Below are 21580 nucleotides of genomic sequence, written 5' to 3'. Positions count from 1 at the left end.
GGAAAGGATGCCATGAACGCGCCGCTGATGATCAGGGGATTCCAGGTTTACAAAGGGTTTCTGGAGGCCCGGGCACAGGACCAGATGGTCGCGGATTTGCGCGAGGTTGCCCGCGTTGCGCCGTTCTTTGATCCCGTGACCCCGTCGGGGAAAAAGATGTCGGTGCGCATGACGTCGGCCGGGCGCCTGGGATGGGTCACGGATCGTGGCGGATACCGGTACCAGGCGCATCACCCGGACGGGATGGCGTGGCCGGAAATTCCCAAGGGGATACTGGACGTCTGGGAGGCCGTATCGGGTGTTTCGCGGGGGCCGGATTGCTGTCTGGTCAACTTCTATGGCGAAGAGGCCAGGATGGGCATGCATCAGGACAAGGACGAAGGCAGTTTCGACTGGCCCGTGGTGTCGATCTCACTGGGGGATGCGGGATTGTTTCGGATGGGCAATGTCGCGCGGGGCGGCAAGACCGAGTCGCTGTGGCTCGAGTCTGGCGATGTGGTGGTCATGGGGGGTGAAGCGCGGCTGGCGCATCATGGCGTGGATCGCATCCGCTTTGGGTCTTCAAGGCTGTTGCCCAAGGGCGGGCGGATCAACCTGACAATGCGGGTGGTGGCCGAGTGATCAGGGACGCAGCGTGCAGCAGCCCCGATAGCCGATGGGCGTGTCGTCGCGCAGAATGAACAGTTCCGTCGCGAGGCCATAGGTGCGATCGCTCATCCCGTCGGAACACAGCGCGCTTCGGACGGTGGCAAAGGCAGAGCCCGAAGGCGAGGTAGCGCCAAGGCCCAGGGTGCCGACGGTGTAGTTTTCCGGTCGCGAGGTCCACTGGACTGCGAAGTGTTCCACCGGGTCATCAAAGAACTGGAACGCAAGAAGGGATCGGTCGGCATCGGTTGCGGCGGACCAGAAGGGTTCGGTGCCGAAACACTCTAGTCCGATCCTGTCCCACGCCCAGCCGGTTTCGGATTGTCGGGCGAGGTAGCGGAAGGCGACCCAGCCCGCGGTTTCGCCGGTGTTGACCAGCGCCCACTTTCGGGCGTCATCAACGGCCACCACTTCGACGTTTTCCGCGTTATGCGGCAAGGCCCCCAATTTGCCGGCCGAGGCGTTTGCGGTTTCGCGGATGTTCAGGACATCGTTCGCGGCGACACCGGTCACGGAAAACAGGGCCGGAAATTCTCCGGCACTGAGAAAGGTCGGGAGCAAAAGCAGGGCAGCCAGAAGCCGCATCACCGGCGGGCGCTCCAGCTGAGGGAGGCGTGGCGGCGGGTGTAGAACTCGCCCATGAGGCCGATCATCAGGAAGATGATGCCGAACCAGATCGGATATTCGAGGCTGGAGTTGCGCGGGGCGTAGTTGATGAAGACATAGCCGCGTGACTGGTCGATGCAATGAAACAGCGGGTTCCAGTCGAACATCGAGACCATGAAGCTTGGCAGGGTGTTGGCGACGAACATCTTGCCCGAGGCGATCATGTTGGCGCGCTGGTAGATGGTGCTGGTGATGCTGACAAAGGTCGGGAACCAGGGCTTTAGCGCCAGGAAAACCACGCCAAGCGCGAGGCCGGTGAACCATGCCAGGAGCACCATGCCCATCGCGGGCAGGGGGCGGTCAATCTCGAACGGGGTAAAGCCGACGTGGTAGATGAACAGGATCGTGAAGAGCGACAGCACCTGAATGTAGAGGGTGCTGAGTGCGGCAGAGACAATCGCGATGATGGTGTTCATCGGTGCGTGTTTCATCATCGGCGAAGACGGACCTTCGGCCCCGACCACGGCACCAAGGGTCTTGGTGTGGGTCATGAACAGGAAGATGCCCGACATGATGTAGAGCAGGAAATCACCGCGCAGGGCCGCGCCGCGCATACCGAGGACCGAGAACATGACGTAGAAGGCCATCACGAAGATGATCGCCTGCATCATGTTCATTATCAGGGACATCAGGGCATTGCCGTGAGACTTGCGTACGTTTCTCACGACCGAGTGATAAATCAGCTCGGATATGTTCAGTGCGCTAGAAAGCGTCGTTTTAGGGGCCGCTTGTTGAAACATCGCCTCAGGTTCCCCGGATTGAACCGGTTTTGACAGGGAAATCTTGCCGTTCCGTTATTGTCGCATCATAAGGGGCGCGACTCGTCATTTCAACAATCCTGCTTGGGAGATACCCCTTTGGACTATAACGTACTTATTCCCGCCATTCGTAAACTGGCCATCGAGGCCGGCGACAAGATTATGGAAATTTACAACGCAGACGATTTTGACGTGAAAGTTAAGTCGGACGACAGCCCGGTGACGGCTGCGGATGAAGCGGCAGACGCGATCATTTCCGCGGGTCTGGTCGAGTTGTTCCCCGACGTGATGCTGGTGACCGAAGAGCAGGCCGAGAGCCATGCCGCCAAGGGCGATACGTTTCTGATCGTTGATCCGTTGGATGGCACCAAGGAATTCATCCACCGTCGTGGCGATTTCACCGTGAACATTGCCTATGTTGAAAACGGTGTGCCGCAGCGTGGTGTGGTGTATGCGCCGGCCAAGAACCGCATGTTCTTTACCCAAGCAGACGGCCAGTCTGTTGAAGAAACCGGTGATTTCGCCAAGGACACCGTGGGCGAAGTTACGCCGATGAAGGTTGCTGCAAGCGACAATGCCGCGCTTCTCGTGGTGGCCTCGAAATCGCACCTGACCGACGAGACCAAGGATTATATCGCCAAGTACGAAGTGGCGGATTTCAAGAGCGCGGGTTCGTCGCTGAAATTCTGCCTCGTCGCGACTGGCGAAGCAGACCTGTACCCGCGCGTTGGACGCACCATGGAGTGGGATACGGCCGCTGGCCATGCGGTTCTGCTGGGTGCTGGTGGTGATGTTGTGCGTTTCGATGACCACAGCCCGCTGACCTATGGCAAGGAAGACTTTGCCAACCCGTACTTCATTGCCTACGCCCCGAACGTGGAACTGAAAGAGGCCTGATGTCTGTTCTGATCGCCATCCCGGCGCGTTACGCGTCGACCCGCTATCCCGGTAAACCGCTGGCCACGCTGAAAGGCGCGACGGGCGAAACCAAGAGCCTGATCCAGAGATCCTGGGAGGCGGCCTGCGAGGTCAAGGGCGTGGACCGTGTCGTGGTGGCGACAGATGATGACCGTATTCGTGAAGCGGCCGAGGCCTTTGGCGCCGAAGTTGTGATGACCTCGGAAGACTGTGCCAATGGCACCGAACGCTGTGCCGAGGCCTTTGACAATCTGGGTGGCGGGTTCGATATCGTCGTGAACCTTCAGGGCGATGCGCCGCTGACCCCCGCCTGGTTTGTTGAAGACCTGATCGAAGGGTTGCGCAACGATCCGGTGGCCGAGGTTGCGACACCGGTATTGCGCTGTGATGGCCGTGCTTTGAACGGGTTCCTTGAAGATCGCAAGGCGGGCCGTGTTGGTGGGACAACGGCAGTGTTCACCAAGGACCGTCACGCGATGTATTTCTCGAAGGAAGTGGTGCCATTCACGTCGGAAATTTATGCCGACGATGCTGAGACCCCGGTGTTCCACCATGTGGGGGTCTATGCCTACCGGCCTTCGGCGCTGGGCGCTTATCCGCGCTGGCAGGCCGGCCCTCTGGAGACACTGGAAGGCCTTGAACAGCTGCGTTTCATGGAAAACGGCCACAAGGTCTTGTGTGTTGAGGTCGAAGCGCGCGGGCGGCAGTTCTGGGAATTGAACAATCCCGAAGATGTTCCGCGCATCGAAGCGATGATGGCGGAGATGGGCACGCCCTGAGGCTTGCGGTGCCTGCCCAGATTTTTCCTTGCCCTCTTCCCATTGCGGGCGGTTTCTTTGTGTCTTGAGGGGATCGAACAGATCCATTTGCCGGGAGGCTTTTTATCATGACTGCATTCAATCGTACCGCGTTGGTGACCGGGTCTGCCGGCTTTATCGGGTATCACACCGCGGCGCGGTTGCTTGCTGAAGGCTGGACGGTGATCGGCCTTGATGCAATGACCGATTATTACGAGGTGGCCCTGAAGGAACGCCGCCACGCGATGCTTCAGCAGAACGAGAAGTTCACGGCAGTTGTTGGGCGTCTGGAAGAGCCGGGCCTGCTGATGGACCTGTTCGAGACGCACCGCCCGGACGTTGTGATCCACCTCGCGGCCCAGGCGGGGGTTCGGTATTCGATTGATGCGCCGCGGTCCTATGTCGAGGCCAACCTGATCGGGACATTTGACCTTTTGGAAGCGGCGCGGGCCTATCCGCCGCAGCATATGCTTTTGGCGTCGACCTCGTCGGTTTACGGCGCGAACGAAGACATGCCCTATGCCGAGACCGACAAGGCGGACAGCCAGATGTCGTTCTATGCGGCGACCAAGAAGGCCAACGAGGCGATGGCGCATTCCTATGCGCATCTCTATCACCTGCCGGTCACGATGTTCCGCTTCTTTACGGTTTATGGGCCGTGGGGGCGTCCGGATATGGCGTTGTTCAAGTTTACCAAGGCCATTCTCGAAGGGTCGGCGATTGATATCTACAACCACGGGGATATGCGCCGCGACTTTACCTATATCGACGATCTGGTGTCGGGGATCGTGGCGCTTGTCGAGGCGGTTCCGCCACAGGCGGACGGGCGGACAGATGCGCCGGAGGCGTTTGACTCGCTCAGCCCTGTCGCGCCGTGGCGTGTCGTGAACATCGGCAATGGCCAGCCAGTTCAGTTGATGGCCTTTGTCGAGGCGATCGAAAAAGCCATCGGCATCGAGGCGCAGAAGAATTTCATGCCGATGCAACCCGGTGACGTGCCCGCAACTTGGGCCGAGGCGCAACTGTTGCAATCATTGACCGGATCGCGCCCTGAAACCTCCGTAGACGCCGGGGTGAAGGCGTTTGTTGCGTGGTACAGAGACTACTACGGCGTTTGATCAGCTGGCGGTGTCGCGGTCGTCTTTTGGCGTGAACTCTTCCACGCAAGTGTGCAGCGTGGCCAGTGCAAGCGATTCATCGCGTGTTTGAATGGCGCGGCGAAGGTCTTGCAGGGCCCCTGCGATTTCGATTTCAGACAGGCGTTTTTCTTGGGCCCTGAGAATCTTGGGGTGCGGGGTTGTCAGCATGTCAGAACCGATCAGCAGTTCCTCGTGCATCTTTTCGCCCGGGCGCAGGCCGGTGAAGGTGATGGCAATGTCTCCGGCCGGGTTCTTGTCGTCGCGGACACTATAGCCCGAACCTTCGATCATCTTGCGGGCGACATCCAGGATCGAGACCGGTTCGCCCATATCGAGCACGAAAACGTCACCGCCACGCGAAAAGCTGCCGGCCAGAAGGACGAGGCGGACGGCTTCGGACACCGTCATGAAGAAGCGGGTGACATTCGGGTGGGTCACGGTGAGCGGCCCGCCGTGGCGGATCTGGTCTTCGAACAGGGGAATGACCGAACCGGATGATCCCATGACGTTGCCGAACCGGACCATCGAGAAACGCGTGCCTTCACTACGGGTGGCGAGATCCTGCACCACCAGTTCCGCCATACGCTTGGACGACCCCATGACCGACGTGGGGCGCACGGCCTTGTCCGAGGAGACGAGGATGAAGCGTTCGACATCGTGACGGCGGGCGGCTTCGGCGACGGCGCGGGTGCCGATCACGTTGTTGCGCAGCCCTTCGAGGCAGTTTTCCTCGACCATCGGCAGGTGCTTGTAGGCGGCGGCGTGGAAGACGATGTCGATATCGTGTTGTTGGAGCACCTGATCCAGAAGTTCAGGTTCGTTGATCGACCCGAGGGCAACGACGACATCGCAGTCGGTCTGGGTTTCCTGAAGTTCACGTTCGACATTGTAGAGTGCCAGCTCCGAGTGATCGAGCAGCACCAAGCGCTTGGGTTTGCAGGTCAGAATCTGGCGGCAGAGTTCAGACCCGATCGAGCCACCAGCGCCGGTGACGAGGATGGAGCGATCCAGGTAGGTTTCCGACGCGGCGGGCAGTTCGCCTTCGAGAGCGGAGCGCCCCAGCAATTTCGAGGTTTCGACGGGAGCGACCTTTTGGGCCTCTTCGCCACGCAGGACGATTTCGGCGAAAGATGGCAGGGCCAGCACTTCGCAGCCAACGTTTCGCAGGCCGTGGGCGATGCGTGTGCGTACCGCGAGGCTGGCCGAGGGCATAGCGAGGACGATCCTGTCGATCTGTTCCTTGGCGACGATATCGGCGATTTCGCGGGGCGCATGGACGCGCATGCTGCTGATGGTGAGCTTTTGCAGGGCGACCTTGTCGTCAACAAAGCAGACGGCTTCGAATTCATCGTCTGTGACGAGCGCGGCGGCAAGCTGTTGGCCGGTCTGGCCTGCGCCGTAGATCATCACGCGCTTGCGGTTCTGACCACGGCGGAAAATCTCCATGACGATGTTGCGGAGCGCAATTCGGGCGCCAACGGAGAGGACGAGAAATAGCAGGGCAAATACAAAGAACGTGGAGAGTGGTGCCATGCTTTGTGCCACGGGCAGGTAATTGCAAAGGAAGCCCAATCCACCGAGGAAAACAGCCAGAGAGGCCGTATCGACCGCATCCCCAAGGCTGAAGGCGTGAAGCTTGATTTGCTCGAGGCCGAAGAGTTTGATCGCCAATATGGCTGCGGGCAATAGTACGGCGAGGTACCAGGACATTCCGACGAATGCTGCGAGCGTTTGGGCACCGTTTGCTTCGATGGCGAGAGCGATTTCAAATGCAACAACGATCCAGATGAGATCAAGCAGAACCAGCACGGAACTTTTTTGCGTGCGGTTCAGGGATTTGAGAAGTTGGTACAGCATGGTCTTTTGCCGGGCCTATGATAGTGCAGCCTAGAGGACTTAAATTCGCTCGAAGGTTACCAAACAGTTAAAATATCACCTACACACCCGATAAGGGGAATTTCTTGTCCTTGGTGGCAAATGCAGTGCGGCATGACCACCTGCCAATTCCTACAGCATTTTGAGCAGCTTGCCTAGGCTTTCAATCAAAGGTTGTGTTCTGCTGTCGGTTCAAATTCGCCAATGTTGTGTAAAGGCAACCTGTTGTCATAAGAATCACCCCTTTCAACAAAGAGTTTTGAGTTTGTGAGCCATTAAGAGTAGAAAGCCGGTAAAAGTTTATAGGGGCAGAACAGTTCAATGCATTCCATGGTCAGAAATCTGGGCCTGATGGCCGCCTTGTGTGTTTTGGCTGCCTGTGCTTTGCCGCGCGGCGCTCCTGTGTATTCGGAAGTTGTAAAGACGGACCCTGAAAAAGCCGCGGAACAGAATGTTCAAATTGTCCCCGTTACGCGGGACAGTGCCGACATGATCAAGGGCTGGCCGGTTACTGGTTGGCAGGGTCACTACCGTTGGCTTGCCGTACAGCGCGGTGGTGGGAGCAATATCCTGCGCCCCGGCGACATGCTGAACCTGACCATTTGGGACAATGCCGAGAACTCTCTTATCACTGGTCGTGACGAACGCAGTGCGCAGGTGGCGCGGGTTGAGGTCGAGCCGAACGGAACAGCCTTTGTCCCTTATGTTGACCAGGTAAACGTTTCTGGTTTGACAGCCCCGGAAGCACGCCGCCTGATCCAGGAGAAAATGACCCAACTTGCACCGTCCGCACAGGTTCAGCTGGATCTCGAGGAAGGTGTTGGAAACTCGGTGGACCTCGTGGCTGGTGTGAAAACGCCGGGAACATATCCTCTGCCGAACCGCAATTTCTCGATCCTGTCGCTCATTTCGAGGGGCGGCGGTATCAGCGAGTCGATCCGCAATCCGCTCGTGCGTCTGATCCGTGGCGGGCATACCTATGAGATTCCGGCCTCGGAGCTTCTGAAGGATTCCAAGAAGAATGCCATTCTTCGCGGGGGTGATCAGGTTGTGATCACGGAAGACCCTCGGTTCTTCGTTGCGCTTGGGACCACGGAGAAAGAAGAGATCGTCAACTTCAACAAGGAAGCGATTTCCGGGCTTGAAGCGGTTTCGATCCTGGGTGGTCTCATTGATGCGCGCGCCAACCCTGCGGGCCTTCTTGTCCTGCGCCAGTACGAGGCGGGCCACGTTCGTGCCGACGACAAAGGCCCGGCACGGGAATACGTGATCTTCGCGATGGACCTGACGTCGGCGGATGGCCTGTTCGGTGCCAAGAACTTTTACATCCAGCCGGGCGATACAGTGCTTGCGACCGAATCGGTTGTGAAACCTGCCCAGGCCCTGATTGCACTGTTCGGATCGGCCTTTGCGATCACGAATGCATTCGACTAATTCTGCAGTGCAGAATTTCCATGCACTGGCGCAGGGTTTTCCTTGCGTCAGAGCCGCCTGAAAAGTAAGCATGCCTAATATCATTAGTGATTTGTCACATTTACGCGGTATTCCGTCATGTTGAAAGACGTGCTCAATCCGAGTAGGGTTTTGTAGGTTTTGGGTCAGAATACCCAACTTGAAATTATTAAAGCGAGCTCCCCATGCGCAAAAAGGTAACGAAAGCAATCTTTCCCGTCGCAGGTCTTGGCACCCGATTTCTGCCGGCCACCAAATCGGTTCCGAAGGAAATCATGACCCTTGTTGACCGCCCGTTGATTCAATACGCGATCGATGAGGCGCGCGAAGCCGGAATCAAGGAGTTCATCTTTGTCACCTCGCGCGGCAAGAGCGCGCTTGAGGACTATTTCGACAACAACCCGATCCTCGAGCAGGAACTGCGTCGCAAAGGCAAGAAAGACCTGCTGGAAACGCTCAAGCAGACCAATATGGAAAGCGGTGGCATCGCCTATATCCGCCAGCACCGCGCGCTGGGCCTTGGCCACGCGGTGTGGTGTGCCCGTCGCCTTATTGCGAACGAGCCCTTTGCCGTGGTTCTGCCGGACGACGTGATTGCAGGTGAAGAGTCCTGCCTCAAGCAGATGGTGGAAGCCTACGAGGAAACCGGTGGCAGCATGGTTGCGGCCATGGAAGTGCCGCCAGAAAAGGCATCGGCCTATGGTGTTCTGGACGTGAAGGAAGACATGGGTTCGCTGGTGTCCGTCAAGGGCATGGTTGAGAAGCCGAAACAGGAAGAAGCGCCGTCGAATCTCGCGGTGATTGGCCGTTACATCCTGTCTCCACATGTTCTGCGTAACCTCAACAAGCAAGAGGCTGGTGCAGGTGGGGAAATCCAGCTGACCGATGCGATCGCCAAGGAAATCGAACACGAGAATAACGTGTTTGGATATCGTTTCCGCGGTCAGCGCTTTGATTGTGGTTCGAAAGCCGGCTTCCTGCAGGCAACCGTGGCCTTTGCAATGGCGCGCGAAGAACTTCGTGACGAGCTGAGCGAGTACCTGCACGAGCTGGTCGCATCGCAAAAAGCAGCTCAATAAGCGGCGGGAGAATTTCAGTGCAGAATGTTCTGGTAACCGGCGGTGCCGGCTATATCGGCTCGCATGCGTGCAAGGCCCTTAAGGCGGCCGGGTTCAATCCGGTCACCTTCGACAATATCAGCACCGGCTGGGAAGATGCGGTCAAGTTTGGCCCGCTTGAGAAGGGCGACCTTCTTGATCGGGCGCGTCTGGACGAAGTCTTTGCCAAGCATGAGCCGGTTGCCGTGATGCACTTTGCGGCGCTGAGCCAGGTTGGCGAAAGCATGCAGATCCCGGGCAAATACTGGCTGAACAACGTTCAGGGGTCGCTGAACCTGATCGAGGCTGCGACCGAGGCAGGGTGCATGAACTTTGTGTTCTCGTCGACCTGTGCGACCTATGGCGATCAGGACAACGTGGTTCTGGATGAAAACAGCTCGCAGTTTCCGATCAATGCTTATGGGTCTTCCAAGCGTGCCATTGAAGACATGCTCAAGGATTTCGAAGGGGCGACCGGTCTGAACCACGTGATCTACCGCTATTTCAACGTGGCTGGCGCCGATCCCGAGGCGGAAGTGGGTGAATTCCACCAGCCCGAGACGCACCTGATTCCGCTGATGCTTGATGCAATTGACGGTAAGCGGGATGCGCTGACGATCTTTGGCACCGACTATGACACGCCTGATGGCACCTGCATTCGTGACTATGTGCATGTCTGCGATCTTGTGGATGCCCATGTTCTGGGTCTTAAGTGGCTTCTGGATGGCAAGGGTAGCCGGGTGTTCAACCTTGGCACCGGCAGCGGGTTTTCGGTTCGGGAAGTGATCGATCACTCTCGCGCCGTGACCAACCGCGATGTGCCCTATGTCGAGGGCGATCGCCGTCCCGGAGATTGCACACGGCTCGTTTCCGGCTCGACACGGGCAGAGAAAGAGCTAGGCTGGCAACCATCCCGTTCGAACCTGAACACGATGATTTCCGACGCCTGGCGCTGGCACCAGTCCGGGCACTACGAAAAATGAGGTCGCGTCCATTCCACTTGGCTTGGGGCATATCGGAGCTCTTGATCGCGAAAAACTTCGCGGGCTGAGGGCTGCCTACAAGCTGCGGTGGACGCGCAGGCGATTGCTGTTTCGGGCGCTGCGCAAGCGGCGTCAGATGCAAGCGGTGGTCGACCGGACTGGGCAGATTGCCCCTGACGATATTCTGGGAGCGGCAACGGTTCGAAACGAGATCGTGCGGCTCCCTTATTTTCTTGAGCACTACCGGCGGCTTGGTGTTCGCCACTTTCTGTTTGTCGACAACAACAGCGACGACGGGACTCGTGAGTTTCTTGCCGAGCAGCCCGATGTGTCGCTTTGGACCACGGCGCATGGGTACAAGCAGAGCCGGTTTGGGCTGGATTGGCTGACCTGGCTATTGATCCGCCATGCGCACGGCCACTGGTGCCTGACGCTCGATGCCGACGAATTGCTGATCTACCCCTACTGGGAAACCCGCCCGCTCAAGGCGCTGACGGACTGGCTGGATGGTGAGGGGGTCGAGATGTTTCCGGCGATGATGCTGGACATGTATCCCAAGGGGAGATTGAGCGAACAGCGATATGAGCCGGGGCAAGATCCAACCGAAATCCTGTCGTGGTTCGACGCCGGCAACTACACCATTCAGCGGCAGATGCCGAAAGAGAACCTCTGGATACAGGGGGGGGTGCGGGCGCGTGTGTTCTTTGAAAAGGAACCCCGCAAGGCACCGACGATGAACAAGACGCCCCTGGTAAAGTGGAACCGGCGGTTCGTTTACGTAAACTCCACCCACGGGATGCTGCCAGCACGGCTCAATCGGGTGTATGACAGGGACGGGGGCGAATTTGCTTCGGGTATCCTGCTGCACACCAAGTTTCTTGATACCATCGTCGACAAGTCGCGAGAGGAGTTGGATCGGCGTGAGCATTTTGCCAACAGCGATCTATACGACGACTACTACAAGGGATTGATCGGCGATCCGGATTTGTGGTGCGACGCATCGAGCCGATATCGCGGCTGGCGGCAGCTTGAAGCGATGGGGCTGATGTCGCGCGGCACTTGGCTTTAAATTATGTTAACGAGGGCGGGCGCATACTGTGGCTCACTGTTTACGAAATGTGAACAAAGGCGTATTCTCAACGCAATTGTAAGAACCGGAAACTTCCGGCGACTTCGGGTAGGGTTAGGAACCGCAGGGAATTGTGCCAGTGATCAGGTCAAGTATCTGATTCAAGGCGTAGATTCCGGCGGATCAGGCAGGAGCAACGGGCCGGAATGAGCTTGTTCCAATCATACAAGCTGCGTTGGAAGCGTAAGCATCTGCTGGCAAGGGCCTTTCGCAAGAGCCGAGAGTTACGTGTGGTTGCCGATCGGACAGAACACATTCGCGGCAACGACATCATCGTGTTCTCGACGCTGCGCAACGAATACACCCGGCTTCCGTATTTTCTCGACTATTATCGCGAGATGGGTGTGAACCATTTCGTTATTGTGGACAACGACAGCAATGACGGGTCGCGCGAGTATCTGGCAGAGCAACCGGATGTGTCACTTTGGACGACCAAGGCGAGCTACAAGAAAAGCCGCTTTGGCGTTGATTGGTTGAACTGGCTGCAACGTAAATACGGGGATGGCCACTGGTGTCTTGTGGTCGATCCGGATGAACTCTTGGTCTATCCGTTCTGTGATACCCGACCGCTGCGGGCTTTGACCGACTGGCTTGACGCCAGTTCGATCCGGTCATTCAGCACCATGTTGCTGGATATGTACCCCAAGGGGCGGTTAAACGCTCAGCCTTATCGTGCCGGCCAGGACCCGCTTGAAATCGCGAGTTGGTTCGATGCGGGGAACTACACGATTTCGCGGAACTGGCGGTACTGGAACCTTTGGATTCAAGGGGGGCCACGCGCGCGGATGTTCTTTCAGGACAACCCCGAAGAGGCGCCCGCCCTCAACAAGGTGCCGCTGGTTAAGTGGAGCAAGAAATACGCCTATGTGGATTCGACCCACATGATCCTGCCGCGGGGTCTTAACCTCGTGTTCGACGAGTGGGGTGGGGAAAAGGCATCGGGCATTCTTTTGCATACCAAGTTTTTGGATACCTTCTCGGCAAAGGCGGCCGAGGAGTTGCACCGCAAGCAGCACTACGCGGCGAGTGTGGAGTATATCGCCTATGCCAAGGCGATGGAGAATGATCCCGAACTTTGGTGCAAATGGTCGGAGAAGTATATTAACTGGAGACAGCTGGAAATTCTCGGGCTGATGTCCAAGGGGAACTGGGCATGACACAGGAGGTGTTGCGGTGAGCGTTGGCATCATCATGCTGGTGCATACGGCCCTGGACAGGGCCGAGAAGGTTGCCCGTCACTGGACGGCATCCGGATGCCCGGTGGTGATCCACGTCGACGCCAATGTGCCGCGCAAGACGTTCAAGGAATTTCAGGCGGCGTTGTCGGATGTTGCGCAGGTGCGGTTCTGCAAACGGCACACCTGTGAGTGGGGCACTTGGGGGCTTGTGGCCGGGACACAGAGCGCTGCCGAGATGATGCTGGCGGAATTTGCCGATGTGCGGCACGTCTACCTGTCGTCCGGGTCGTGCCTGCCGCTGCGCCCGGTGCAGGAGTTGAAAGACTATCTTGCTGCGCGGCCACGGACGGACTTTATTGAATCCGCGACCACCTCGGATGTGCCCTGGACAGTGGGGGGGCTGAGCCACGAACGTTTCGTTCTGCGCTTTCCCTTTTCCTGGAAGAAGCGTCGCTATCTTTTCGACAAATACGTCGAGTTGCAGAGACGTGTGGGATTTCGGCGCAAGATACCGAACGGGATCGTGCCGCATATGGGGTCGCAATGGTGGTGCCTGACGCGCCAGACGCTTTCTGCGATCCTCGAAGATCCGGAGCGGGAAACCTATGATACCTATTTCAAGAAGGTCTGGATTCCCGACGAGAGCTATTTCCAGACCCTGTCACGGCTGTATTCGACCAATGTGGAAAGCCGGTCTCTGACCCTGTCGAAGTTCGATTTCCAGGGCAAACCGCATATTTTCTATGATGATCACCTGCAATTGCTGCGGCGTTCGGATTGTTTTGTCGCGCGCAAGATCTGGCCGCATGCGAACAAGCTCTATGACGCGTTCCTGACCGACCCCGAAGGCGCGATCAAGATGACCGAACCGAACCCGGCCAAGATTGACCGGATATTCGCCAAGGCGGTGGAGCGACGGACACGCGGACGGCAGGGCCTGTATATGCAGAGCCGGTTTCCGCACGAGGGGTATGAACACAGCATCACCAGCGGGCGCTACTCGATCTTTCAGGGGTTTTCAGAACTGTTCGAAGACTTTGAACCCTGGTTGGCCAAGGCAACGGGTGCACAGGTGCACGGACATATCTACGGTCCGGAGCGCGCCGAGTTTGCCAATGGGCAAAAGGTGATCAACGGGGCGCTGTCGGATGCTCCGATGTTGCGGGATTATAACCCGACGGCGTTTCTCACCAACCTGATCTGGAACACCCGCGGGGAGCGCCAGTGTTTCCAGATGGGGCCAATGGACGAAACCGCGCCGATGTGGTTCGTGGCCAAAGATCCCAATGCGCAGATCTCGGTGATCAGCGGCGCCTGGGCCGTGCCGTTGTTTAAGTCGAACCGCAATTTTGCCGACCTTCGACAGGAGGCAGCGCATCTTCAGAAGCTCGAGGCAGAGCAGCTCAAGGTGTTGCGGTCGATCTGGGCCAAGGCGCGCATACGCATCTGGACAATGGCCGAGTTTATCGAAGCTCCGATGGAGCCCTTGCAGACCATCATTGACGAGATGGGCGGCCATTCCCTGCGCCGCTTGTCAGAGGCGCCGAAGATGGCGGATTTGACGGGGTTCGGCCAGTTCCTCCAGAACCTCAAGAACCAGGGGATGCACCCCTACCTGATGGGGGACTTCCCGGTCGCACAACCGGGACTGAACCAGCCAAAACCCCCGCGCAAACCCTATTTGGTGCAGTAAAATCGCATGAACAAAACCTTTGATTACTTTGTCGTTTTCGCCGAGATGCGGACGGGGTCGAATTTTCTTGAGACCAATATCAACGCTTTCGACGGGCTGACCTGCCACGGTGAGGCGTTTAATCCGCATTTCATCGGCTATCCCAACAAGTCGGAAATCCTTGGTGTGACCTATGAGGACCGCACGCAGGACCCAATCGCCCTGATCAAGGTGATCAAGGCGCAGGATGGTGTTCTGGGCGGCTTCCGTTATTTCCACGATCATGACCCGCGGGTGTTGCAGGTCTGCCTGAACGATCCGCGCTGCGCCAAGATCGTGCTCACTCGAAACCCGATGGACAGTTACGTGTCGCTCAAAATCGCGCAGGCGACGGGGCAGTGGAAACTGACGGATGTGCGGCGCCGCAAGGAGACCGGCAAAGTGCGCATTGATCCGCAGGAGTTCAAAGCGCATGTCGAGGACTTGCAGGATTTTCAGGTGCTGATCCAGAATGCGCTTCAGGAAACCGGCCAGACGGCGTTTTATGTCGCCTATGAAGACTTGCAGAACGTCGAGGTCATGAATGGCCTCGCCAGCTTTCTTGGGCACGATGGCACGCTGGAGGAGCTGGACAAAACGCTGAAGCGTCAGAACCCCAAACCTGTTTCCGAAAAGGTTGCCAACTTCGACGAAATCATCAATGCGTTGGCTGATCTTGATCGGTTTAACTTGAGCAGGACACCCAACTTTGAGCCACGGCGCGGGGCGGCCGTGCCGTCCTACGCGCTGGCTGCCGAGACGCCCCTGATGTACCTGCCGGTTAGATCCGGGCCGGAAGCCCAGGTGTTGAAGTGGCTGGCTGACCTTGATGGCGTCGATGTCGATGCGTTGCCAACCAAGTTGAACCAAAAGGCCCTGCGCCAGTGGAAGCGCAAGAACAAGGGCCATCGCAGTTTCACGGTTGTACGCCATCCGGTTGCGCGGGCGCATGCCACGTTCTGCGAGATGATCCTGCCCGTGAATGAAGGACGCTACGCGCAAATCCGCAATACACTGATGAAGGTCTACAAGGTGCCGTTGCCCAAGAACGGGCCTGACGCGTCATATGACGTCGCGGCACACCGAGAGGCGTTTGTGGCATATCTGGCGTTTGTGAAGGCGAATTTGGCGGGGCAGACCAGTTTTCGAATCGATGGCCACTGGGCGACGCAGGCTGCAACGTTGAAGGGATTCGGCGATCTTTGCCTGCCGGACATGATCGTGCGGGAAGACGAGCTGGAGAGCCTCCTGCCGCTGCTTGCGATGCAGGTTGGTCGGCTGGACGCGCCGGAACCCGAACGCGCGCCGGATGACGTGCCCTTTGCGCTGGGCGAGATTTACGATGAAGAGATAGAGGCGCTGGTGCATGACATATACCAGCGCGACTATTTGAATTTCGGCTTTGATAGCTGGGCCTGAGGCCCGGTTTTTAGGCGGCCTGAACGTTCTGGGCTTCGGTCAGGATCGAGTAGAGAGTCTGGGCGTCCTGGTTGGCGCGCAATTTGGCGCAGACCGAAGTCTCTCGCAGCGTGCGTGACACCAGTGCCAGTGCCTTGAGGTGTTCAACGCCCGCTTCGTTTGGTGCAAAAAGCGCAAAGGCGATATCAACTGGCTGACGGTCAACCGAGTTAAAATCTACGGGCTTTTCCAAGAGGATAAAGGCGCCGACGACGGTTTCGATGCCGTCCAGGCGGGCGTGCGGAAGGGCAACGCCGTGGCCAACCCCGGTAGGGCCGAGGTTTTCACGTTCAAGAAGCGCTTCGACAACACGGGTTGTATCCAGACCATAGGCGGACTCAGCCAGCTCGCCGATTGCATGCAGCAAGCGCTTCTTGCTAGAGGCGGCCGAAACAACTTTGACCGCCTCTGGCTTCAGGATGGTAGAAAGGTCCATATGCCTGTATCTCCGAGCAGAGACCTTGGCTCTGCCGACTTATCCTTGTGGATCGATCCAGCCGATATTGCCGTCTTCACGGCGGTACACGACATTCAATCCGTCTTTACCTTCGTTCTGGAATACCAAGACCGGTGCGCCCGCTAGCTCCATTTGCATCACGGCTTCACCGACGCTCAGAGACGGGATCTTGGTTTCCATCTCGGCGATGATCATCGGCTGTAGCGTTTCCGGCTCAGCCGTCTCGGTCTCCCCTTCAGAGGCGAGGATATACGAGGACGCGCCGAAGAGTTCAACCGGTTCTGCACGTTCGCGGTGGTGATCCTTGAGGCGGCGCTTGTAGCGGCGCAGCTGTTTCTCCATTTTTTCGTTGCAGTCGTCAAAAGCGGCGTAGATTTCGGTCGCGTGCGCCTTGGCCTGCGCGGTCAGCCCGGTCGATAGGTGAACCGTGGCTTCACATACATACTCGTGTGCGCTTTTGGAAAAGATAATGTTGGCGTCGGTGGGGCGTTCAGCATACTTGCCGACCACTGATCCTAGCTCGTCCTTGACGTGAGTCTGAAGGGCATCACCGACATCGATATGTTTTCCGGTAATTTGGTAGCGCATCCTGTCTCCTTTGCGATGACATGTCGAACCACGGTCCGAGGGCGTTGAGTGCCCCGGATCGGATCAGGTTCGAATGCTGGAATTGGACGTCTTCGTACCTTGTCCGAGACCGGGCCTTTTCGAGAAGGCCGCGTGAGTCTGCGGTTCGGGTACCAAAAACGTCATGCCTTCATTGAGAACCCAGGCGAGGGAATTGTCAATGTGGTCAGATCAAATTCCGGATAAGAATCACGCAAAAATTTTTGGTGAATTACGAAATCCGGAAGTTGTCTCCCAGATAGACGCGGCGCACGTTTTCATTCTCGACAACGTCGTCAGGTGTGCCTGACATGAGAACCTTGCCATCGTGGAGAATATAGGCGCGATCGACGATTTCGAGGGTCTCACGCACGTTGTGATCGGTAATCAGAACACCGATACCGCGTTTCTTGAGATCGGCAACAAGATGGCGAATGTCGCCAACCGAGATGGGATCGACGCCGGCAAAAGGTTCATCAAGCAGCAGGTATTTCGGGTCAGCTGCCAGGCAGCGGGCAATTTCCACGCGGCGGCGCTCACCACCAGAAAGGGCCAGTGCGGGGGCGCGGCGGAGGTGTTCGATGGAGAACTCCGACAGCAGCTCTTCAAGGCGCTCACGGCGCTTGTGGCGATCCTTCTGAGTGATGTCGAGAATGGCGGTGATGTTCTCTTCCACGCTCAAGCCGCGGAAGATCGACATCTCCTGCGGCAGATAGCCGATACCCAGCTTGGCACGGCGGTACATCGGCATATGCGTGACATCGCGGCCATCGATCGTGACGCGGCCGCCTTCGGGCATGATGAGACCCGCGATGGCGTAGAAGGTTGTGGTCTTGCCCGAGCCGTTTGGCCCGAGAAGAGCGACAACTTCGCCCCGGTTCAGCTCCATGCTGAATTCCCGGATCACCACCCGCTTGCGATAGCTTTTGCGTAGGTTGTCGACGCGGAGTCCCGAGCTTCCTTCGGCGACCGTCAGTTCAGGAGCAGCCATCAGTTGTCCCCGGTGCGCAGGATGGTTTTGACACGGCCTTCCATCTGCGCGGTGCCAGTTTCCAGGTTCACGGTCATTTTCTGCGAATGCAGGGTGTTGTTGCCCTGCGTCAGCAGCACATCTCCGACCATCACGACGGTTCCGCCTTCAACGCTATAGTCGGCTTCGCGGGATTCGGCGGCATCCTGATCCTTGACCAGAAGCACTCCGCCTGTGGCCACAAGGCGCGAGATGCCGGAGGATTCTTCGTTGTAAAAAACCTGCACTTCAGGCGCAGACATACGCATACCGCCCTGGCTAATGAGTACATTGCCGGAGAAGGTCGCGGTGCCGTCGGCCTGGTTCACGGAAAGGCTGTCTGCGTTTACTTCAACGGGCTGATCCGTATCCTGTTGCAGGCTGCCAAATGCTACTTCAAAGCTCTGGGCCAAGGCCGCCGTTGAAAACAATAGTGCGATAGCCAGGAAAATAGACTTGGGCAGTGACACTGGGGAAACCTCGATCAATTCGTTGGTGTGTATATCAGTTTCACACCATTTGTGAAAAACAAAGTTGTTTTGCCAGATACTTCGTCCGTCACGATTTCGAGCGCACCGGCCCGGAAGGCCCCGGCAGGGCCTTCTCCGGTCACAGTGCCGGGTGAGACGACATGAAGGCGACGCATGGCGGATGTCAGCAGGTCGCTGTGAATATCAAAGCCGTTCGAGCTGCTGATGTTCACCGCGCCTTCGAGTTGGGCTTCCTGCGTGCTGTTGTCGATCAATGCTGTATCGGCCTTGATTGACAGGCTGGAGCCGTCTTTCAGATCGACGCGCGCCTGCATTTTATATGCGAGCGACGTCGAAGGTTGGTCCGCGTCAGGTTTAGCATCTTCTGCCATGAACATCACGAGATGTCCCTTCTGGGTTTTGCCCGAAAAGAAGGGCGCGGTGATCCGCTGTTCCTTGGCGCGCTGCTCAAGATCGACCTTGGCAAACGGAATCGAGGCGGTGCTGTCGCTGATGCGGTTTGAGACGAGGAACAGCGTTGACAGAAGCGCAAGCGCCGTCAGGGGCAGGATGACCTTCAACAGAGAGATGAAGCGAGAGTATGACATCCCGATACCGTCCAGTCTTAGCCCAGACCTACCCGCAGGCAGTCATGGATGTGCAGGAGACCAAGCGGAGTCATGTCCTTGTTTGCAGACAGCACAAACAGGCAGGTAATCTTGCGCCCATTCATCACGGCAACCGCTTCCTCGGCAAGTGCGTCGGGCGCGATGGTGGTCGGGTTGGCTGTCATGACTTCGGCGGCAGACAGATCCAGAAGGCCCTGCATGTGGCGCCGCAAGTCACCATCCGTGATGATGCCCTGCAATGCGCCTGTACCGTCCACTACGCCAACAACGCCAAAGCCCTTCTGGCTGATCTCGATGAGGACATCTGCCATCGGGGTTTCACGGGAGACCAGCGGCAGTGCCTTGCCATCGTGCATCAGGTCGCTGACGCGGCTGAGTTGGGCACCGAGTTTGCCACCGGGGTGGAATTCACGGAAGTGTTCAGGCGTGAAGCTGCGGTGTTCCATGAGAGCGATGGCGAGTGCATCGCCGAGTGCCAGGGTCATGGTTGTCGAAGATGTCGGAACGATGCCGCTACCGCAGGCTTCTTCTGCCCGGGGCAGGATCAGGCCGACATCGGACTGTTTGATCAGTGTCGACTCGGCGCGGCTTGCCACACCGATCATCGGGATGTTGAACCGACGGGTGTAGGCGATAACGTCTGCCAGTTCGGGTGTTTCACCGGAATTGGACAGTACGAGGGCAACATCGCCCTGCGCCATCATGCCAAGGTCGCCATGGCTTGCTTCGGCGGGGTGCACGAAATGCGCGGGGGTGCCGGTTGACGCAAGCGTGGCGGCAATCTTGCGGGCGATATGGCCGGACTTGCCCATGCCGGAGACGATCACGCGCCCGGTTGCCGAAAGAAGGATTTCGACGGCCTTGTCAAAGTCGCCGTTCAGGCCTTCACCCAACTGGCGCAGAGCATCGGCCTCGGTGGCGATGACGCGGCGGGCGGTGTCAGAGAAAGTCGAGGTCTGGGTCATCAGTGGGCGAAGATATCTTGTTCGGGCCAACCCGCGAGATCGAGCCGCGCACGCATTGGCAGGAAGTCAAAACAGGCCTGTGCCATTTCGGTGCGCCCTTCGCGTTCGAGGCGCTTGTTCAGCTCTTCGCGCAGGCGGTGCAGGTAAAGAACATCAGAGGCGGCATAGTCGAGCTGTGCGTCGGTGAGGGTGGGGGCGCCCCAGTCGCTCATCTGTTGCTGTTTGGAGATGTCGACGCCGATCAATTCCTGAAGCAGGTTCTTGAGGCCGTGGCGGTCGGTGTAGGTGCGCACCAGTTTCGAGGCAATCTTGGTGCAGTAGACCGGGGCAGTTACAGCGCCAAAAGCGTTATACATCGCTGCAATGTCGAAGCGGCCGAAGTGGAACAGCTTGAGGACGTTGGGGTCTTCGAGCATCTTGCAGAGGTTGGGGGCCTCGGTCTGGCCGATGGCGACCTGCACGAGGTGCGCATTCCCGTCGCCCCCCGACATCTGGATCACGCAGAGGCGATCGCGATGCGGGTTGAGACCCATGGTCTCGCAGTCGATTGCAACGATGGGGCCAAGATCAAGCCCGTCGGGAAGGTCGTTCTGATAGAGGTAGTTTGCCATCTCAAGCCTCGGAAATTCCGGATAGAAAGGACTTACGGTTTTCGCGGGGCCGTTTCAATGACTCATGCGGAAAGCCGCGCATTGATCGGGTGGGGCAGGCTTGCACCGAGGGGACTAGACCAGAAAATGCCTGATGGCCGCAGCGATCTGTTCCGCGGGCTCCGGTTCCATGTGCCAGTGGTGGTGTCCGGGTATGTCAACCGAGGTGACATTCGGCACGTTCTCGGCAATCAGGGCGCGTTGCCGTGCGATGTCGTCCTCGAGGCCTTGCCTCGGGGTGGCCCAGATGTTCAGGACAGGCATGGCGAGCGCCTGAAGTACGGAAATGCATTGCCCCTCGTTCATCCTGACCGCCGAGGCGCCGTTGTGTCTTGGGTCATTGCGATGCGCAAAACCGTCGTCGCAGGGCTTGAGCGCGCGGTCTGCCAGAACCGTTGAGACAAGGGGTGGTTCACCCATCCGGGCACGTCTTTCGACAAAAGCCTGCTCCGAGGCGAATTGGCGGGGGGATCGGTTCAAAAGCGCCGTGCGGTCCTTGAGAAAGGCGCGCAGTGTCTTGGCAAAGTCCTCGTCTTTGGCGGGTCTGGGCAGCATGCTATCGAGGGTTATGAGCGTATGAACCCTTTCCGGTTGGGTCGCGGCCAGCAAAGTTGCGATGATTGCCCCCCGGGAGTGTCCCAGCACCGCGCATTGCGCCCAACCCAGCGCATCCAGAACGCCGACAAGTTGGGGCAGGTCGTCCCAAATCTGGTAGGTTGCATCGGCAGAGCGGTGGCTGCTTTGCCCGTGGCCGGACAGGTCCAGCGCGACCAGCCGGACATCTGGAAGGGCGCGTGCCAGTTGCAGGAAGCTGTTGGCGTTGTCCTGCCAGCCATGCAACGCGAGGACAGGCGGGGCATCAACCGGCCCAAATGCAAGACCGGCATAGGTCAGCCCGTCAACGACAAGCGTCAACTCTTCCGGGATCGGAGGGGTGGGTGGAAACAATGGCTTGCCTCTATACTGACTTGGCCGGGTGACGTTATGG

Annotated in this window: 22 protein-coding genes; 11 read left to right on the top strand and 11 right to left on the bottom strand. The window is 58.1% G+C overall.

Annotated features, from left to right (window positions below):
• Window positions 1–12 precede the first annotated feature (12 nt).
• A complete protein-coding gene (locus NNA36_RS11360) occupies window positions 13–621 on the top strand; it encodes an alpha-ketoglutarate-dependent dioxygenase AlkB (protein WP_255107139.1) in 609 nt (202 codons plus the stop codon).
• On the opposite strand, the gene NNA36_RS11355 is transcribed toward NNA36_RS11360, so the two are convergent.
• On the bottom strand, window positions 622–1230 hold the full coding sequence (locus NNA36_RS11355; protein WP_255107138.1) for a peptide-binding protein: 609 nt from the start codon (window positions 1228–1230) through the stop codon (window positions 622–624).
• Window positions 1230–2051 (bottom strand): ABC transporter permease, encoded by an 822-nt coding sequence (locus NNA36_RS11350; RefSeq protein WP_255107137.1) that lies wholly within the window; start codon window positions 2049–2051, stop codon window positions 1230–1232. The genes NNA36_RS11355 and NNA36_RS11350 overlap by 1 nt, the downstream gene beginning before the upstream one ends.
• 117 nt (window positions 2052–2168) lie before the next feature.
• On the opposite strand from NNA36_RS11350, the gene cysQ reads away from it, so the two are divergent.
• From cysQ to NNA36_RS11335, 3 genes are all read left to right on the top strand, one after another.
• Window positions 2169–2966 carry a 3'(2'),5'-bisphosphate nucleotidase CysQ gene (gene cysQ, locus NNA36_RS11345; protein ID WP_255107136.1) on the top strand — a complete coding sequence of 266 codons (798 nt, stop codon included), beginning with the start codon at window positions 2169–2171 and terminating at the stop codon, window positions 2964–2966.
• Window positions 2966–3766 carry a 3-deoxy-manno-octulosonate cytidylyltransferase gene (locus NNA36_RS11340; protein ID WP_255107135.1) on the top strand — a complete coding sequence of 267 codons (801 nt, stop codon included), beginning with the start codon at window positions 2966–2968 and terminating at the stop codon, window positions 3764–3766. The genes cysQ and NNA36_RS11340 overlap by 1 nt, the downstream gene beginning before the upstream one ends.
• Before the next feature lie 107 nt (window positions 3767–3873).
• Window positions 3874–4902 (top strand): NAD-dependent epimerase/dehydratase family protein, encoded by a 1029-nt coding sequence (locus tag NNA36_RS11335; protein ID WP_255107134.1) that lies wholly within the window; start codon window positions 3874–3876, stop codon window positions 4900–4902.
• Here NNA36_RS11335 and NNA36_RS11330 read toward each other — a convergent pair whose 3' ends face one another.
• The gene (locus NNA36_RS11330; protein WP_255107133.1) at window positions 4903–6780 is read right to left on the bottom strand and encodes a nucleoside-diphosphate sugar epimerase/dehydratase; all 1878 of its coding nucleotides are present in this window, start codon (window positions 6778–6780) and stop codon (window positions 4903–4905) included.
• A gap of 507 nt (window positions 6781–7287) precedes the next feature.
• Between NNA36_RS11330 and NNA36_RS11325 the strand changes: the two genes are divergently transcribed.
• The 7 genes from NNA36_RS11325 to NNA36_RS11295 all read left to right on the top strand — a co-directional run bounded on the left by NNA36_RS11325 (window position 7288) and on the right by NNA36_RS11295 (window position 15767).
• Window positions 7288–8232 carry a polysaccharide biosynthesis/export family protein gene (locus NNA36_RS11325; protein ID WP_255107132.1) on the top strand — a complete coding sequence of 315 codons (945 nt, stop codon included), beginning with the start codon at window positions 7288–7290 and terminating at the stop codon, window positions 8230–8232.
• Between the two features lie 203 nt (window positions 8233–8435).
• Window positions 8436–9329, top strand: coding sequence for a UTP--glucose-1-phosphate uridylyltransferase GalU (gene galU / locus NNA36_RS11320; protein ID WP_255107131.1), 894 nt, complete (start codon window positions 8436–8438; stop codon window positions 9327–9329).
• A gap of 17 nt (window positions 9330–9346) precedes the next feature.
• Window positions 9347–10330 (top strand): UDP-glucose 4-epimerase GalE, encoded by a 984-nt coding sequence (gene galE, locus NNA36_RS11315; protein WP_255107130.1) that lies wholly within the window; start codon window positions 9347–9349, stop codon window positions 10328–10330.
• A 136-nt stretch (window positions 10331–10466) separates the two neighbouring features.
• The gene (locus NNA36_RS11310) at window positions 10467–11399 is read left to right on the top strand and encodes a glycosyltransferase family 2 protein (protein ID WP_255107129.1); all 933 of its coding nucleotides are present in this window, start codon (window positions 10467–10469) and stop codon (window positions 11397–11399) included.
• Between the two features lie 206 nt (window positions 11400–11605).
• Window positions 11606–12616 (top strand): glycosyltransferase family 2 protein, encoded by a 1011-nt coding sequence (locus NNA36_RS11305; RefSeq protein ID WP_255107128.1) that lies wholly within the window; start codon window positions 11606–11608, stop codon window positions 12614–12616.
• Between the two features lie 16 nt (window positions 12617–12632).
• Entirely contained in the window at window positions 12633–14330 is a 1698-nt protein-coding gene (locus NNA36_RS11300) for a beta-1,6-N-acetylglucosaminyltransferase (protein ID WP_255107127.1), read from the top strand.
• A 6-nt stretch (window positions 14331–14336) separates the two neighbouring features.
• Window positions 14337–15767 carry a sulfotransferase family protein gene (locus NNA36_RS11295; RefSeq protein ID WP_255107126.1) on the top strand — a complete coding sequence of 477 codons (1431 nt, stop codon included), beginning with the start codon at window positions 14337–14339 and terminating at the stop codon, window positions 15765–15767.
• A gap of 10 nt (window positions 15768–15777) precedes the next feature.
• Here the strand turns inward: NNA36_RS11295 and NNA36_RS11290 are convergent, their stop codons facing one another.
• From NNA36_RS11290 to NNA36_RS11255, 8 genes are all read right to left on the bottom strand, one after another.
• A complete protein-coding gene (locus tag NNA36_RS11290; protein ID WP_255107125.1) occupies window positions 15778–16242 on the bottom strand; it encodes a PTS sugar transporter subunit IIA in 465 nt (154 codons plus the stop codon).
• Window positions 16243–16281: 39 nt separating this feature from the next.
• Complete coding sequence (gene raiA, locus NNA36_RS11285; protein ID WP_255107124.1) at window positions 16282–16851, bottom strand: ribosome-associated translation inhibitor RaiA; 570 nt, start codon at window positions 16849–16851, stop codon at window positions 16282–16284.
• A 250-nt stretch (window positions 16852–17101) separates the two neighbouring features.
• A complete protein-coding gene (lptB, locus tag NNA36_RS11280; protein WP_255107123.1) occupies window positions 17102–17860 on the bottom strand; it encodes an LPS export ABC transporter ATP-binding protein in 759 nt (252 codons plus the stop codon).
• Window positions 17860–18348, bottom strand: a complete 489-nt coding sequence (gene lptA / locus NNA36_RS11275; protein WP_255107122.1) for a lipopolysaccharide transport periplasmic protein LptA — start codon at window positions 18346–18348, stop codon at window positions 17860–17862. The genes lptB and lptA overlap by 1 nt, the downstream gene beginning before the upstream one ends.
• A gap of 14 nt (window positions 18349–18362) precedes the next feature.
• Window positions 18363–18956, bottom strand: a complete 594-nt coding sequence (locus NNA36_RS11270) for a hypothetical protein (protein WP_255107121.1) — start codon at window positions 18954–18956, stop codon at window positions 18363–18365.
• A 17-nt stretch (window positions 18957–18973) separates the two neighbouring features.
• Window positions 18974–19942, bottom strand: coding sequence for an SIS domain-containing protein (locus tag NNA36_RS11265; protein ID WP_255107120.1), 969 nt, complete (start codon window positions 19940–19942; stop codon window positions 18974–18976).
• The gene (locus NNA36_RS11260; protein ID WP_255107119.1) at window positions 19942–20553 is read right to left on the bottom strand and encodes a ribonuclease D; all 612 of its coding nucleotides are present in this window, start codon (window positions 20551–20553) and stop codon (window positions 19942–19944) included. Before NNA36_RS11260 ends, NNA36_RS11265 begins: the two co-directional genes overlap by 1 nt.
• A 114-nt stretch (window positions 20554–20667) precedes the next feature.
• Entirely contained in the window at window positions 20668–21540 is an 873-nt protein-coding gene (locus tag NNA36_RS11255; protein ID WP_255107118.1) for an alpha/beta fold hydrolase, read from the bottom strand.
• Window positions 21541–21580 lie beyond the last annotated feature (40 nt).

This window comes from Shimia sp. CNT1-13L.2 (assembly GCF_024331145.1).
Classification (GTDB): Bacteria; Pseudomonadota; Alphaproteobacteria; order Rhodobacterales; family Rhodobacteraceae; genus Shimia.
Note: the sequence above shows the minus strand (reverse complement) of the source record. Positions and strands in the feature narration are given on the sequence as shown.

Excerpts from the sequence above, each read along its gene's own strand:
- NNA36_RS11360 (WP_255107139.1), top strand. The coding sequence starts at position 13 with ATGAACGCGCCGCTGATGATCAGGGGATTCCAGGTTTACAAAGGGTTT.
- NNA36_RS11355 (WP_255107138.1), bottom strand. The coding sequence starts at position 1,230 with ATGCGGCTTCTGGCTGCCCTGCTTTTGCTCCCGACCTTTCTCAGTGCC.
- NNA36_RS11350 (WP_255107137.1), bottom strand. The coding sequence starts at position 2,051 with ATGTTTCAACAAGCGGCCCCTAAAACGACGCTTTCTAGCGCACTGAAC.
- NNA36_RS11340 (WP_255107135.1), top strand. The coding sequence starts at position 2,966 with ATGTCTGTTCTGATCGCCATCCCGGCGCGTTACGCGTCGACCCGCTAT.
- NNA36_RS11335 (WP_255107134.1), top strand. The coding sequence starts at position 3,874 with ATGACTGCATTCAATCGTACCGCGTTGGTGACCGGGTCTGCCGGCTTT.
- NNA36_RS11330 (WP_255107133.1), bottom strand. The coding sequence starts at position 6,780 with ATGCTGTACCAACTTCTCAAATCCCTGAACCGCACGCAAAAAAGTTCC.
- NNA36_RS11325 (WP_255107132.1), top strand. The coding sequence starts at position 7,288 with ATGATCAAGGGCTGGCCGGTTACTGGTTGGCAGGGTCACTACCGTTGG.
- galU (WP_255107131.1), top strand. The coding sequence starts at position 8,436 with ATGCGCAAAAAGGTAACGAAAGCAATCTTTCCCGTCGCAGGTCTTGGC.
- NNA36_RS11310 (WP_255107129.1), top strand. The coding sequence starts at position 10,467 with ATGCAAGCGGTGGTCGACCGGACTGGGCAGATTGCCCCTGACGATATT.
- NNA36_RS11305 (WP_255107128.1), top strand. The coding sequence starts at position 11,606 with ATGAGCTTGTTCCAATCATACAAGCTGCGTTGGAAGCGTAAGCATCTG.
- NNA36_RS11295 (WP_255107126.1), top strand. The coding sequence starts at position 14,337 with ATGAACAAAACCTTTGATTACTTTGTCGTTTTCGCCGAGATGCGGACG.
- NNA36_RS11290 (WP_255107125.1), bottom strand. The coding sequence starts at position 16,242 with ATGGACCTTTCTACCATCCTGAAGCCAGAGGCGGTCAAAGTTGTTTCG.
- raiA (WP_255107124.1), bottom strand. The coding sequence starts at position 16,851 with ATGCGCTACCAAATTACCGGAAAACATATCGATGTCGGTGATGCCCTT.
- lptB (WP_255107123.1), bottom strand. The coding sequence starts at position 17,860 with ATGGCTGCTCCTGAACTGACGGTCGCCGAAGGAAGCTCGGGACTCCGC.
- NNA36_RS11270 (WP_255107121.1), bottom strand. The coding sequence starts at position 18,956 with ATGTCATACTCTCGCTTCATCTCTCTGTTGAAGGTCATCCTGCCCCTG.
- NNA36_RS11265 (WP_255107120.1), bottom strand. The coding sequence starts at position 19,942 with ATGACCCAGACCTCGACTTTCTCTGACACCGCCCGCCGCGTCATCGCC.
- NNA36_RS11260 (WP_255107119.1), bottom strand. The coding sequence starts at position 20,553 with ATGGCAAACTACCTCTATCAGAACGACCTTCCCGACGGGCTTGATCTT.